At 70.0% G+C, this 13,517-nt stretch carries 13 protein-coding genes and 1 pseudogene; 6 read left to right on the forward strand and 8 right to left on the reverse strand.

Annotated elements, in window-relative coordinates; all coding sequences use genetic code 11:
- Positions 1 to 128 precede the first annotated feature (128 nt).
- From ACWGN5_RS00525 to ACWGN5_RS00555, 7 genes and pseudogenes are all read right to left on the reverse strand, one after another.
- Entirely contained in the window at positions 129 to 1,310 is a 1,182-nt protein-coding gene (locus ACWGN5_RS00525) for a serine hydrolase domain-containing protein (RefSeq protein WP_453510230.1), read from the reverse strand.
- Positions 1,311 to 1,335: 25 nt separating this feature from the next.
- The gene (locus ACWGN5_RS00530) at positions 1,336 to 2,232 is read right to left on the reverse strand and encodes an alpha/beta hydrolase (protein ID WP_453510232.1); all 897 of its coding nucleotides are present in this window, start codon (positions 2,230 to 2,232) and stop codon (positions 1,336 to 1,338) included.
- 244 nt (positions 2,233 to 2,476) lie between these two features.
- Positions 2,477 to 4,240 (reverse strand): sulfatase, encoded by a 1,764-nt coding sequence (locus ACWGN5_RS00535; RefSeq protein ID WP_453510234.1) that lies wholly within the window; start codon positions 4,238 to 4,240, stop codon positions 2,477 to 2,479.
- A complete protein-coding gene (locus ACWGN5_RS00540) occupies positions 4,237 to 4,833 on the reverse strand; it encodes a PadR family transcriptional regulator (protein ID WP_453510235.1) in 597 nt (198 codons plus the stop codon). The genes ACWGN5_RS00535 and ACWGN5_RS00540 overlap by 4 nt, the downstream gene beginning before the upstream one ends.
- A 157-nt stretch (positions 4,834 to 4,990) precedes the next feature.
- Positions 4,991 to 5,329, reverse strand: coding sequence for a thioredoxin family protein (locus tag ACWGN5_RS00545; protein WP_453510237.1), 339 nt, complete (start codon positions 5,327 to 5,329; stop codon positions 4,991 to 4,993).
- Positions 5,330 to 5,589: 260 nt separating this feature from the next.
- Entirely contained in the window at positions 5,590 to 6,615 is a 1,026-nt protein-coding gene (locus ACWGN5_RS00550; protein ID WP_453510239.1) for an SGNH/GDSL hydrolase family protein, read from the reverse strand.
- A 454-nt stretch (positions 6,616 to 7,069) separates the two neighbouring features.
- Positions 7,070 to 7,790: pseudogene (locus tag ACWGN5_RS00555) on the reverse strand (transposase).
- Between the two features lie 133 nt (positions 7,791 to 7,923).
- Here ACWGN5_RS00555 and ACWGN5_RS00560 point away from each other — a divergent pair.
- From ACWGN5_RS00560 to ACWGN5_RS00580, 5 genes are all read left to right on the forward strand, one after another.
- Positions 7,924 to 8,664, forward strand: coding sequence for a class I SAM-dependent DNA methyltransferase (locus ACWGN5_RS00560; RefSeq protein ID WP_453510240.1), 741 nt, complete (start codon positions 7,924 to 7,926; stop codon positions 8,662 to 8,664).
- A gap of 94 nt (positions 8,665 to 8,758) precedes the next feature.
- Positions 8,759 to 9,457, forward strand: coding sequence for a nucleotidyltransferase domain-containing protein (locus tag ACWGN5_RS00565; protein WP_453510241.1), 699 nt, complete (start codon positions 8,759 to 8,761; stop codon positions 9,455 to 9,457).
- A 121-nt stretch (positions 9,458 to 9,578) separates the two neighbouring features.
- Positions 9,579 to 10,088, forward strand: a complete 510-nt coding sequence (locus tag ACWGN5_RS00570; RefSeq protein WP_453510243.1) for a hypothetical protein — start codon at positions 9,579 to 9,581, stop codon at positions 10,086 to 10,088.
- Positions 10,089 to 10,239: 151 nt separating this feature from the next.
- Positions 10,240 to 10,617, forward strand: coding sequence for an FKBP-type peptidyl-prolyl cis-trans isomerase (locus ACWGN5_RS00575; protein WP_453510245.1), 378 nt, complete (start codon positions 10,240 to 10,242; stop codon positions 10,615 to 10,617).
- A 189-nt stretch (positions 10,618 to 10,806) separates the two neighbouring features.
- The gene (locus tag ACWGN5_RS00580; protein WP_453510246.1) at positions 10,807 to 11,700 is read left to right on the forward strand and encodes an AraC family transcriptional regulator; all 894 of its coding nucleotides are present in this window, start codon (positions 10,807 to 10,809) and stop codon (positions 11,698 to 11,700) included.
- 179 nt (positions 11,701 to 11,879) lie between these two features.
- Here ACWGN5_RS00580 and ACWGN5_RS00585 read toward each other — a convergent pair whose 3' ends face one another.
- The gene (locus tag ACWGN5_RS00585; protein WP_453510248.1) at positions 11,880 to 12,338 is read right to left on the reverse strand and encodes a group II truncated hemoglobin; all 459 of its coding nucleotides are present in this window, start codon (positions 12,336 to 12,338) and stop codon (positions 11,880 to 11,882) included.
- 297 nt (positions 12,339 to 12,635) lie between these two features.
- Here ACWGN5_RS00585 and ACWGN5_RS00590 point away from each other — a divergent pair, with 297 nt between their 5' ends.
- A complete protein-coding gene (locus ACWGN5_RS00590; protein WP_453510250.1) occupies positions 12,636 to 13,517 on the forward strand; it encodes an alkaline phosphatase family protein in 882 nt (293 codons plus the stop codon).

The following is a 13,517-nucleotide window of genomic DNA, read 5'->3' on the forward strand; positions in this document are numbered from 1 at the left end:
TTCCCCCCCACGTTTTTCCCCCCCCCCCCTTTCGGGGGGCGGCCCCCAACTCCTCGTGCCTCAGTCGATGGTTCCCGGAGACGGTCCCTCGGCCACGAGAACGCGACCGTTCGGGATCGGCATCGTCCTCACCCGCACATCGCCTCCTCCTCCCATGCCTTCAGCGCGCCGTCGATGGGATGCGGCTGCGGATTCCCTTGCCCGTCCGGCTTGTTCCACCTCATCCGGTTGAGCGCTATCGACATCTGGCGGCCCCCGTCGGAGCGGGTCATGGACATCGTTCCGGCGCCCCAGACGGTCCCCGTGTTGCCCCAGAAGGTGCCGCAGCCCGGGATGTCGATCTTCTCCAGGCCGAGACCGTAGTCCACCGTCGAGCCGTCCAGTGCGATCACGGGAGTCGTGCGCTGCATCTCCTCCAGCGACGCGCGGCTCACGATCCTGCCGTCGAGCAGCTCGCCGAAGAACCGGTTGAGGTCGTTCATGGTGGACACCAGGTCCGCCGTGCCGGCCACCCACGACATGTTGTAGACGCTGTAGTCGCGCGGCGGGTCGAGCAGGCCCCACAGCGACTCGTACATCCGGGCGTGCGGGCCCTTGATGGTCGTTCCCTTCGGGAGGTAGGTGTGCTTCAGGCCCGCCCGCAGGATCACGTTCCTCGTGATGTAGTCGTCGGCCCGCTGACCGGTCACCTTCTCCAGCAGTTCGCACAGGATGTGGTAGTTGGTGTTCGAGTACACCCCGGGCGCGGTGCCCGGCTCCGCCGCCGGCGGTGCCGACAGGCCCAGTTCCATCAGCTCGGCCCGGCTGAACTGCCGGAACCGGTTGTCGTCCAGGCTCTTCGGTGACGCTGCCTGGAGCGACGGGAAGGCGTACCGGATGTGGTCGGGGATGCCGCTGGTGTGGTTCAGCAGCATACGGACCGTGACCTTCCGGCCGCGTTCGCCGGGGATCAGGTCGGGGAGGTAGTCGGCTATCGGCGCGTCCAGGCGGATCCTGCCCTGTTCCACCTGCTGGAGGATCGCCGCCGCCGTGAAGGTCTTGGTGATGCTGCCCACGCGTTGCACCATGTCCGGGGTCACCGGGCGGCCGGTGGCCACGTCCGCCACCCCCGACGCGCCCCGCCACGTCCGGCCGGAGTCCCGCACCTCCGCGAACACCCCCGGTACGCCCGCCTCGTGGACGCCCGCCAGGGCGGTCCGCAGGGCGGACGCCGACTCGTCCGAGGTGCTGTCCGGCGAAGCCACCGCCGGCGTCCCCGCGCCGAGGGTCAGCGCGGCCATGCCACCGCACAAGGCCATGCGGATCTTCATGACTGTCGTCCTTTCTTCCTCATCATCAGTCGTTCAGCGCGCGTCGCAGCGCGTCCGCGATCGCCGCCATCTGTCGCTGCGAGACCTCGGCGGAGAGAATCGCCTGCGACCCGTGGAAGGTCCCGGGCCACTGGCGCAGCTCCACCGACACGCCCGCCTGCAGCAGCCGCAGCGCGTACGTGATGTCGTCGTCGCGGTTCGGGTCGTACTCCGCCGTGGCGATGTAGGCCGGCGGCAGGCCCGACAGGTCCTCCGCCCGCGCGGCCGCCGCGTACGGCGTCGCGGGCGTCGAGCCCAGGTAGTGGCGCCACGACTGGGTGGCGATGTCGCGCGTGACCCACGGCGTCTCGGTGAAGTTCCGCTGCGACCACGTCTCCTGACGGTCGTCGAGCTGAGCCTCGTTGAGCAGCTGGAAACAGATGCGCGGGCCCTGCTCGTCCCGCGCCCGCAGGGCCACGGCGGCTGCGAGGCCTCCGCCCGCGCTGTGCCCGGCGACCGCGAGCCGCTCGGGGTCGAATCCGAGTTCGGCGGCGTGTCCGGCAGCCCAGAGCAGTACCGCGTACACGTCGTCCAGCGCGGCCGGGAACGGGTCCTCGGGGGCGGTCCGGTAGCCCACCGAGATCACCACCGCGCCGGAGCCCTGAGCCACCCGGGCGGCCCACGCGTGCTCGGTGTCCACGTCGCCGAGGACGTATCCGCCGCCGTGCAGCCAGATGACCGCGCCGCGCGCCGCGCGCGGACGGTAGATCCGCACCGGCACGTCGGGCTCGGCGGGCACCAGGCGGTCCTCGACCTCGAGGTCCGTGGTGTCCGGGGCGGGCCGGGCGGTGGCCAGCGCGGCGTACTGCTTGCGTTCGGCGACCGGGTCGGCCAGGTCCGCCTTGGGGAACAGGGGGACGAATGCTTGGAGTTCGGGATCCATGACGGTCATCCTGGCGGCCGCCCGCCGGTGAATCATCCGCCATCCGTCGCGCAAACCAGCCCGATCTCGCGCCACCCGGCGCGCACGTCGATGACCCGGGGGATGGCTACCAGCTGGGGTGCCTCGTCGTCTTCCTCGACGGCCACGACGTCCTGCGCTCTGCCGCCGTCCCCCGCGGCGCGGCGAGGAGTGTGCGCCGGTGACAGGGGTCGCCCCGTCACCGGTGCCTTCCCGCTCGGCCTGGTCAGAGTTTCGCGAGCTCCTCGGCGACCAGCCGGAGCTTCTCGGTGGGCAGCAGACCGCCCGCCATCGCGGCGATGTCGATCAGCGGGGTCGGTCCCAGGAACTGCAGGAGCTCGGAGTCGGCGATGCCGGGCAGGTGTCGCTTGAGGACCTCCACCGCCACCGGGTCGGCGATCAGCGCCGCGACCGGGGTCCGCAATGAGAGGCGCCCCTCCGGGTACTCCTCGGCGCGCGGCAGCGGTGCGGCTGCCTTCTCGGCCTGGCCCCGCTGTGCTCGTACGAGGAGGTGGTCGGCGGTCACCGGACCCTCGGCCGGCAGCCCGAGGCGTACGTACTGGCTCGGTGGTGCCTCCGTGCTCCGCATCAGCTCCACCAGCTGGGTCGCGAGCCGCAGCTCCACCTCGTCGTCGACGAGCGGGGCGAGCTGCTCGGGGTCGGTCTCCAGGTCGAAGAGCAGGGTGCCGTGCTGGTACGGATTGACGAAGGTGCGCCCCGGCATCCGCAGGGTGCGGACGCCCTTGGTGAAGCCGAACGGCTCGGCGAGCTCCAGGTCCGCCAGCTCGTCGGGGGTGAAGCGGCCGCGCATGTGCGTGGGCATCAGCGTGTGTTCCTCCAGCGGGGTGTTGGAGGCGGTGACCGGCGCGCGCATGTACACGTACCGGCCGTCGGTGACGTTCACGTGCCCGCCGTGGATGCCGAAGAGGCCCGCCTCGCGCAGTGGCGTATCGGCGGCGACGGGCAGCGGCACTCCCTGCATGTCGGCCGGGCGCTCGACGCCGAAGTACTCCAGGAGCGTGGGCGCCAGGTCGATGGTCTGCACGAGGGTGTCGCGCCGCTCGCCCGCTCGCCCGGCGCGCGGGTCCCAGACGAACAGGGGCAGATGGACGAGTTCGTTGTACCAGGGCTGGACGGACTTGCCCCACCAGCCCTTCTCGCCGAGCAGCAGCCCGTGGTCGGTGTTGACGATCAGCAGGGTGTCGTCCCACAGGCCGTACGCTTCCATCGCGTCGAGGACCCGGCCCAGGGAGTGGTCGCACATGGAGAGCAGGGCGGCGTACTCGTACCCCGCGTGCGCGACCTGCTCGTCGGTCTCGACCACCCGCTTGTAGTCGGGCCAGTCGAAGTGCGGCCCCTCGTAGGCGTGCGGGTAGAGGTCCTTGTACCGCTGGTGGCTGAAGAACGGCTCGTGCGGGTCGAACGTCTCGATCTGCACGAACCAGCGGTCCTCGGCGTGGTTGGTGCGGACGAACTCCAGGCCGGCGTCGAAGGTGAGGGTCTGCGGATGCCGGTCCTCGGTCGCCATGTGCGGCCGGTTGACCCAGTCCTGTCGGTAGACGGCGCTGTGCATCCGCTTCAGGTCCTCGGGGATCTCCGGCTCGGCCACCTGGCCCTTCCACGGGTCGCCCTCCTGCCCGCGGAAGAACTCCCAGGAGTTGTAGCGGCCGTGGTAGGTGGAGCCGCCGTCCTCCCAGTAGTGCGGATGGTCGCTGGCGAGATGGGTGTAGACGCCGTTCTGCTTGAGCAGTTCGGGCATCGAGTCGTCGAACGGTTCCAGCGGGCCCCAGCTGCGGTGCAGGAAGTTGTACCGGCCGGTGTGCAACTCGCGGCGGGCCGGCATGCAGGGCATCGAGCCCGCGTAGGCCCGGTCGAAGGTCACGGTCCGCTCGGCGAGCCGAGCGAAGTTCGGGGCGTGGGTCCAGTCACCGCCGTACGGCGGCAGCATCCGCCGGTTCAGGCTGTCGAACATCACCATGATGGCCTTCACGCGGAGGGCTCCTGTCGGTCGGGTTCCGGCACGTGTTCCTGTACGAGGCGGTGCCGCATGCCCTGCAGCCAGGCGACCCAGGCGTCGACCGCCGAGGCTCCGTGCGCGTGCAGTGCGTCGAAGAGCTCCTGGGCCAGGCTCTGGTCCAGCTCGGGCAGCGGGTCCTCGAACAGCAGGGTGCGGTCGCGGTCACGGCTTCGGGCGATCTGGTCCCGCCGGTAGGCGAGCTCGGTGTCGATCAGACGGATCGCGGCCTGCCGGTCCAGCGGGGCGGTGAAGGCGAACCGGGCGAGGAAGTCGGGGTCCTGGAACCGGCTGGTCGGCTCGTACGGCGAACGCACCCATTCCCAGAGCACGTCCTTCCCGCGCCGGGTCAGCCGGTAGACCTTCGCGTCCGGCCGCTTCTCGCGCGGGTCGACCTCGAACGCCACCCAGCCGTCGTCCGTCATCCGGGCGAGCAGCCGGTAGATCTGGCTGTGGTGGGCCCGCGACCGCAGGAACTGACCCTCCGTCTCCATCCATCGCCCCAGGTCGAAACCGCTCCGGGGCCGTCCGGCGAGCAACGCGAGCAGTACGCGGTCGAACCTGACCATCCGCGACCTCTCCCTATGTGCACTCTCACCTATGTGATGAGTGTTCTAAGGCCTGCGGAAGGGTGGGGCAATGGATCCGGCGCGCGCTTATCAAGGCTGTATCAAGCCGTTCACACGAACACGAGCCGCTCGGACGGGGCCGTTCGGAAGGAGCCGGTCAGAGGTGACCGTCAAGGAGGTCCCGTACCTCTGCCACGGTCATGGGCCCTGTGCCGTGCGCCACCGCCTCTCCCCCTGTCAGCAGGACGTACGACGGGGCTCCGGTGACTTCGTATCGCTTGGTCGCGGCCGGACAGCGCGTGATGTCGGTGCGGACGACGGTCAGGCGGCCCGTGTACTCCTCGGCGATCTCGCCCATGACGAGGTCCATGGCACGGCAGGGTTCGATCGCCTTCGGCCATGTCCCGGTGAAGTACGCGAGGACCGGGACCGTGCTCATCCTGAGGATGAAATCGAACTCCGCGTCCTCACGGGGTTGGTGGAACCGCTTCGCCATGTGGAAGCTCCTGATCTCGCGTGCCGTCGTGCCGTCGTGCCGTTCCCATCATCCCCTCTGGGCCAGGACGTGTTTTATCAGGTGGTCCGCTCGCTGGGACGGCGCTGAGCGGGGCTGCTTGAAATGCGCGCTGTCAGGCGCACCGTGCGGTGGTGAGGGCCAGTTGGGACGAGTGCCCGGGGATCTGCCGTGCCGCGAAGCCCCAGGCCGATGGCGGGTCCTGGGGCTTCGTTCGTGCGGGAACGCGGTTGTGTGGCCGGTCAGCGGTTGAGGACTTCTTCGATCTTGGTGGCCACGCGCTGGGCCTGGATGTCGCGGCCCTTCTCGTTGGGGTGTGCGTACCACGGGATCGGCTGGCCGAAGAGTTCGAGCTTGGAGTTCTCCAGCAGGCCGCCGATGCCACGGTTGGCGCCGTCGCACGCCGTGTTGTTCCCGGTGTGGTCGTAGAGGTCTACGAAGTCGGCACCCTCATCCGCGGCGGCCTTCTTCATGACGTCGTCGAGCCGCTTCTGCACCTGGTCCAGGACGGGCAGCGCGTCCTTGGGGATGTCGGCGAACGGCGGTTCCGTCTGGCCGGGGGCTGGGGCCAGGCACGTGGTGGTGTCCTCGGGCACGAGCCTGGGATAGCCGACCAGGACACGCCCGGCGGCCGGGGCGAAGTAGCTCATGCGCAGGAGCATCTCCTCCAGGTCCGCTTCGACCCGCTCGAACCGGTCGTCCAGCCATGCCTTTCCGTCTTCCGACTCGAAGAGGTCCCGGCATTCGCCGGCCGGCTTGTCCGGGTCCAGCGGCTCTCCGGGCAGCAGAGGGTGCTTGCGGAGCTCGGCGGAGCACTGCTTGAGGATGCTGGTGAAGCCCAGCGTGTTGCCGCCCATGCCGCCCACGATCAGCCGGGTGTTCTCCTGGAGCGCGTCCTGCTGCGGCGGGAGCGTCCCGGCGCCGAAGGGCAGCTCCTGCTTCTCCCAGAAGTGGTGGATGAGCGCGCCTCCGCAGGAGACGTCCGACTGGACGTCGAGCGTGATGGCCTTGTCGGCCAGGCGTCGGGTGGCGACGGCGGGATAGTTCTCCGTGGCCTGGAAACACCAGCCCCTCTCGCTGTCCAGGTGGTTCACGGGAGAGATGCCGAAGTTGGCGGTGTAGGAGTCGCCGAAGAAGACGGTCGGCACCGGGTCGGAGGGTGCCGCGGCGGCGGTTCCCGCCGGAACCGCGAGTGCCAGGCAGCTGCCGAGCGCGATGGTGGCGGCGGCCAGCCGCCGCGCCCTGGGAGTGGTCGTCGTCTTACGCATGGCCGAAGACATGGCTGTGCCCTTTCATCGGGGCCCACGAGAGGAGGGAAGGAGAGAGATGTAACTCCAGGTATTCATCCATAAGCGGAACGTGTCGGTCTAGTGGTGGTGAAGCGCAACCGGGCGATCTTGGCCAGCCCCTTCACGCCGGTTCGTCTCGCCTGCTCAGCGGGGGTGTCGAGGAGGAGCGACTGCTGAGATCGAGAAGGTTCATGACCCGAACGGGGACGGCCGGTGCGGCCCGCGATACGAGCCGGACAGCGGGGCCGCCTGCCGGTGGGGGGGAAGGGAGCCGACACACGGCCGCTCCTGCCGCACACGTGAGCGGCCGTCACAGACGTGTGCAGCAGCCGACACGGCTGTGCAGCTCGAACCGGCCAGAATTCCGCCTGCGACGGGTCACCCAGGCCGTCTCACCCGTGAGCGTCGGAAGAGGAGAGGCACAGGAACCTCATCACAGCCACTGGTGGATCGCCGCGACGTGGACGGTGGCCTCGAACCGAACGGAGAGCTTGTCAGAGCGAGTGGCGACCGCCCGATGCTGCTCCAGACGGCCGATCCCGCACTCGACCGCGTGACGGGCCTTGTGGTCCTGCCAGTCGACGGCAGGCGGGCGGCCACCCGCACGGCCACGACCCTGCGGTTGCGCACCTGGCCGGACGGCTCGGGGATCGCGCACCTGATCCCACGCCTGCGCAGGTAAGCGCGGTTCGCGCGAGAGGAATACGCCCTGTCTCCCCGCACCCGCAGCGGGCGAGTCCGTGGTCGGCCGCCCCCGGACCTGGGTACCCGGCTCGCTCACCACCCCACCCGGCGGCTCCTGCTGCTCCGCGCCGTTGCGACGGGCACCGGCCGCATGCTGATGGGCCCGACAGACCGTGGTGTCGGCATTCACCTCCCAGGTGATCAGCCCGGCCGCATCGGCTCGTGCCTGCAGCAACGTCAACAGCCTGGCCCACACTCCCTGCCGCTGCCAGCGCCGGAACAGCCCTTACACCGTTTGTCAGGGCCCGTACTCACGCGGCAGATCACGCCACGGAACACCAGTCCGCACCCGCCACCGCACGCCGTCCACGAGTCGCCGCCGGCCGGAGCGGCCTGCGGCTCACCCCCACCGCAGGCAACAACGCCTCCAGCACTGACCACTGTTCACCGGAAAGATCCCCACGCCCCACAAGGCCGATCATCCCGGTGCAGGACGACAGCCAGAAGACCCACCTCAAACACGGCCTGACCATGGCGTGACCGGAACCGGTGGACGGTAATTCCGTCGACAGCCCCGCTCGCCACCCGGCAGAGTGGCCGCCCGTGACGAGCAGTGAGCTGTGGACCCGTGCGACCGCCGACCGCTACGACGCCGAGGAGACCGAGATGTCCTCGGCCGCCGTTCTCGGACCGACCCTCGCCTTCCTGGCCGACCTCGCCGGAGACGGCCGGGCGCTGGAGTTCGCCATCGGGACCGGACGCGTGGGCGTCCCGCTACGGGAGCGCGGTGTGCCGGTCGTGGGCATCGAACTGTCCGAGCACATGGCGGCGGTGCTGCGGCGCAAGGTCGACGAGGACACGCTCCCGGTCTCCATGGGGGACATGGCGACCACCGTCGTCCCCGGCGGGTTCACCCTGGTCTATCTCGTCTACAACACGATCACGAACCTGCTCACGCAGGACGAGCAGGTCGAGTGCTTCCGCAACGCCGCACGTCATCTGGAGCCCGGCGGCCGATTCGTCATCGAGCTGGGTGTGCCGCCCCTGCGGTTCCTGCCTCCCGGCCAGGTCGCGGTGCCCTTCGACGTCTCCGAGCGGCATCTCGGCTTCGACACCTTCGACCTGGTCGAGCAGATCCTCGTCTCGCACCACCTCACCCGCGACGGCGACGACGGCCGCTACCGGCGCGACCACTCCCGGCACCGGTACGCCTGGCCGGCGGAGCTCGACCTGATGGCGCGGATCGCCGGGCTCGAACTGGAACGTCGCGTCGCCGACTGGGACGGGTCGCCGTTCACCCAGGAGTCCACGAAGCACATCTCCGTGTGGTGCAAGCCGGTCTGAGTCCTGACGCGGTCGGCCCCGGCACCCTGTCCGGGCGGTGCCCGGGGCGGCCCCGGTCCTCCTGCGTCAGCGACGCCGCACGTACGCTGCGCTCATGAACGACCCCGTACTCACCGCCCGCGAACTGGTGCGGGACCGATTTCCCGCCGCCCGGGCGGCCTTCCTGGCCGGCAGCGTGCTGACCGAGCGCCGGACGCCCACCTCCGACCTGGACCTGGTGGTTCTGCTTGACGGGCCGCCCGCGCCGTACCGGGAGAACCTGATGTACGGCGGCTGGCCGGTGGAGCTGTTCGTGCAGACGGAGGCCGCCTGGCACCGCTTCGTCGACCAGGAGACCGCGCAGCGGAGATCGCCCCTGCTCGCCATGTGTGCCGACGGCATGCTCCTGGTGGACAGCGACGGGCTGGGCGCCTCGCTCCAGGCCGAGGCTCGCACGCGTCGGGCCGCGGGCCCGCCGCCGCTCTCGGACCATGAGCGCGACTACCAGCGGTACATCCTGACCGACCTGCTCGATGACCTGCGTGGCTGCGCGGACCCCGCGGAGCGGGTGTACCTGGTCTCGCACCTGCTCCAGCGTGCCTCGGAACTGGTCCTGCTGATCGGCGGGCACTGGCTCGGTTCGGGCAAGTGGCTGTCGCGTCGGCTGGCCGAGGCGGCCCCCTCCACGCACGCCGCGTTGTCCGAAACCGCCCCGCGGGCGATCGCCGGGGAGACGGCGGATTTCGTCGCGGCCGTGACAGAGGTACTGGACCTGGCCGGCGGCCCGCTGTGGGACGGGTACGCCCTCCGATGACCGCCCCACAGCCCTGCACGGCCGTCCGCCGCGATGCTTCCACCACAGACCGGCAGGCCCGCGACCGGTCTCCGTCGGCAAACGGGTCCGCGCTGCGGGCACGGGCTGGGAGCCTGTGCGGGTGACTGAGACAACCCCTTACGACGCCGACCGTGCCCGATTCACCCGCGAGTCGCTGGCCCGCCTTGTCCTGTGCGATCACGCCACGGACGTCGCCGATGGCGCGGCGGGCCTGGTCGCCACCGGGAACGACCGCGACTCCGGCCCCGGGGGCCGGGTCAGCCAGGCGTTCCAGCTCATCGAACTCGCGGAGCGCGCGTTGGTCTCGGCCGTCGTCTACGAACGGGAGCGGGGCAGCTCCTGGGCGGAGATCGGCCAGTACCTCGGGATCGGCCCCGAGGAAGCGGAAGAGCGCTTCGCCGCGGGCCTCGACGGTTGGAACGAGGCCTTCGACGTCCCGTACCGGCTGGACGACACCGGCCGCACACGCGTACCCCAGCTGCCCACCGCCGCGTACGACCCCGAATTCGCGTGCGCCCGGCTCGACACCTGGGCCCGGAACCGGCTCATCCTCGTCGACGACAAGCACCCGGTCAGTTCGGGCCTCGTCATGGCGACACCGGAGACGTAGAGGGCCGTCCTCATGCTGAGCGCCGTGCCGCGTCGGTTCGGTGCAGTCCCGGGGATCAGCGTTGTCGGTAGCGTGATCATCTGCTGCGTGGAGTGACCATGCGCCCGGCCGGCCCGTACGAGGGCTTCCGGTGGAGAGTGGTGAGGCTGCAATGAGTGAACTGACGAAGCCGGAGATCGACCGTCCGGAGGGTGACGCTCCCACCGAGCTGACCATCCGCGACCTCGTCGTCGGGGACGGGCCCGAGGCGAAGCCGGGCAGGGTCGTCCAGGTTCACTACGTCGGGGTCACCTTCGAGTCCGGGAAGGAGTTCGACGCCTCCTGGAACGAGGGCCGGCCGTTCAAGTTCGCCGTGGGCGGTGGCCGGGTCATCAAGGGCTTGGACCGGGGGATCAGGGGGATGAAGGTCGGCGGTCGGCGCGAGATCATCGTTCCCCCGCGCCTCGGCTACGGCAAGCAGTCCCCCTCGCCGTCGATCCCGGCGGGCTCGACGCTCGTCTTCGTCGTGGACCTGCTCTCCGTGGTCTGAGGTGGGCCCTCCGGTGCCCGCGCGGCGTCGCCTCATCCGCCCGGCGACCTCGCGGACCACGCTCGCGCGCTCTTGCCCCGGGCTCGTGACGACCTCGGTGGTCACCCGATCGTTCCGGGCACGGATCGTCGGGCTCCGGACAGCGGGCGAAACCTACGGTGAAGACGTCAGAAGGAAGGACACGCACCCGTGCTGGAGCAGCTCAACCAGGCACTCGACCACATCGAGCGCCACCTCGAAGCGGAGGCCGACCGGGAGGTCGATGTCGCCGAGGCCGCCAGGATCGCGATGACGTCGGAGTACCACTTCCGACGGCTGTTCTCGGCGCTCGCCGGGATGCCGCTCTCCCTGTACGTACGGCGCCGGCGCATGACGCTGGCCGGGGCCGAGGTGCTGGGCGGGGAACGGACGCTGCTCGACGTGGCCATGCGGTACGGGTACGGCTCGGGCGAGGCGTTCGCGCGGGCGTTCCGGTCGGTGCACGGCATCGGTCCGGGCGAGGCCCGGCGCACGGGTGCGACGCTCACGGCGCAGCCGCGCATGTCCTTCCGCGTTGTCGTCGAAGGGAGTACGACCATGCGATACCGCATCGTCGAGAAGGAAGCGTTTCGGGTTGTCGGCAGGAAGGCGCGGGTTCCGCTCGTGCACGAGGGTGTCAACGCGGCGGCCGCGGCCCATGTGGAGACCCTGGACGAGCAGGCCATCGTCCGGATGAAGGAGCTGGCCGACGGGGAGCCGGAGGGGGTCCTGTCGGCGGTGGTCCACCTGACCGACAGCCGGGAGGAGGGCGCCGAGGTGGACTACTGGATCGGTGTGGCCACCGTCCCCGAGGCCGCCGCGGAGGAGCTCGACGCCCTCGATGTGCCGGCCGGGACCTGGGCGGTCTTCGACAACCACGGACCGTATCCGAGCGCCCTCCAGGAGCTGTGGCGGGACGTGTTCACCCAGTGGTTCCCCTCGAACCCGTACGCGAGCCGGCCCGGTCCGGAGCTGCTGCGGACGCAGCCGGTGGACATCGGTGCGGATACCGATTCCCAGCTGTGGATCCCGGTCGAGCGGATCAGCGGGGCCGCCGGAGCGTGAGCCCGCGGGGCCATCAGGAACCGGAGCCCGCGAGACCTTCGGGACCCAGGTGTACCTGATGTGTATCTGATGTGTATCTGAGGGACCCGCGGGACCGTGGGCCCTACAGGACCGGGGTGTCGCCTTCCAAGCCCAGAAGGCGACACCCCGGTGCGCGTTCGTCCGGTTCCGGGCCGAGGTCAGGCGAGGCCGTCCCAGCCCCAGCGCGGGGTGGGGCCGGGCTCGCCGAGGTCCGTGCCCGGGGCCGAGGCCGAGACGTCCTTGGCGATGCGCGTGCCCCAGTCGAAGTACTCCAGCACCCGGCGGCGCAGCAGGGCGTCGTCCGGCAGCTCCTTCTCCACGGCCGCCGTCATGAGCTCCATCCAGCGCAGCCGCTGTTCCTCCGTGCTGCCGAGCCCGAGGTGGGCGCGGAGCAGTGCCTGGTGCCCGCCGAGCTCCGCCGTGAACGCGGCAGGTCCCGAGAACACCTCCGCCAGCCACACGGCCACGTGCTCCACGTGGGTGGCGGTGAAGTCGGCGAAGACGGGCGCGAGGAGGGGGTCGGCCAGGACCCCCTCGTAGAACGTCTCGGAGAGCCGGCGCAGTGCGTCGGCACCACCCACAGCCTCGTACAGAGTGTTCGTGTGCTCGGCACTCATGGAGCCCTCCAGTGATCCAAGGTGTGTCACCCCCACCTTCACACAACACGGCCCGGATACCCGTATGTTCACTCGCGGCGTGAAGCGGCTCCGATCCCCTCCGATCCCCCGACGGGACGTGGCCGCCGGGAGGGCGGACACTGGTGGAGAGGGAAGCCGGAGGGCAAGGTGGCGGCGGCCGAGGAGGTGGGCAAGTTTGCCGGGTCTTCACCCGGAAGCCCTTCCAGGTTGACATGTCCACTCCTAGCCTGCCGGTTGCACCGCTCCTGTAGTCACCCCCCTCAACCGGAGGTAGTCGTGTCCGGCGCGCCCAGCAAACGCCGCACCGCCCTTCTGTCCACGCTCGGTCTCGCGGCCGCGTCGATCGGCCTCTGGGCCGGTTTCGGCGGCACGTCGCAGGCCCAGACCGCGGCGACCGTCCCCACCCCCGACCACGTGGTCGTCGTGGTCTTCGAGAACCACGCGTACAGCCAGATCATCGGCAGCTCCAGCGCCCCGTACATCAACTCGCTGAAGGCCGGCGGCGCCAACCTCACCCAGTCGTACGCCGAGACCCACCCCAGCCAGCCCAACTACTTCGCGATGTTCTCCGGCTCCACCCAGGGCATCACGAACGACAGCTGCTACACGCCCGGCTTCTCGTCCGCACCCAACCTGGCCTCCGAGCTGATCGCGGCGGGCAAGACCTGGAAGAGCTACAACGAGACGCTCCCCAGCCAGGGTTCGACCACGTGCAGCAGCGGCAAGTACGCGCGCAAGCACAACCCGTGGTTCGGCTTCTCGAACGTCCCGACCTCGTCGGCGTACACCATGGCGCAGTTCCCGACCGACTACAGCACGCTGCCGCAGGTGTCCTTCGTGGTCCCGAACCTGTGCAACGACATGCACGACTGCTCCGTCGGCACCGGTGACACCTGGCTGAAGAACAACCTGGGCGCCTACGCGACCTGGGCGAAGACCCACAACAGCCTGCTCGTCGTGACCTTCGACGAGGACAACCGGTTCGCCGGCAACAGGATCGCGACCGTCCTGTACGGCCAGCAGGTGGTCCCGGGCTCAACGTCCTCGACCACGTACAACCACTACAACCTGCTGCGCACGATCGAGGACATGTACGGCACCGCGCACGCCGGGCAGGCCGCCAACGCGGCCCCGATCACCGGAATCTGGACGCCCTGA

Source organism: Streptomyces sp. NPDC055815 (assembly GCF_053616475.1).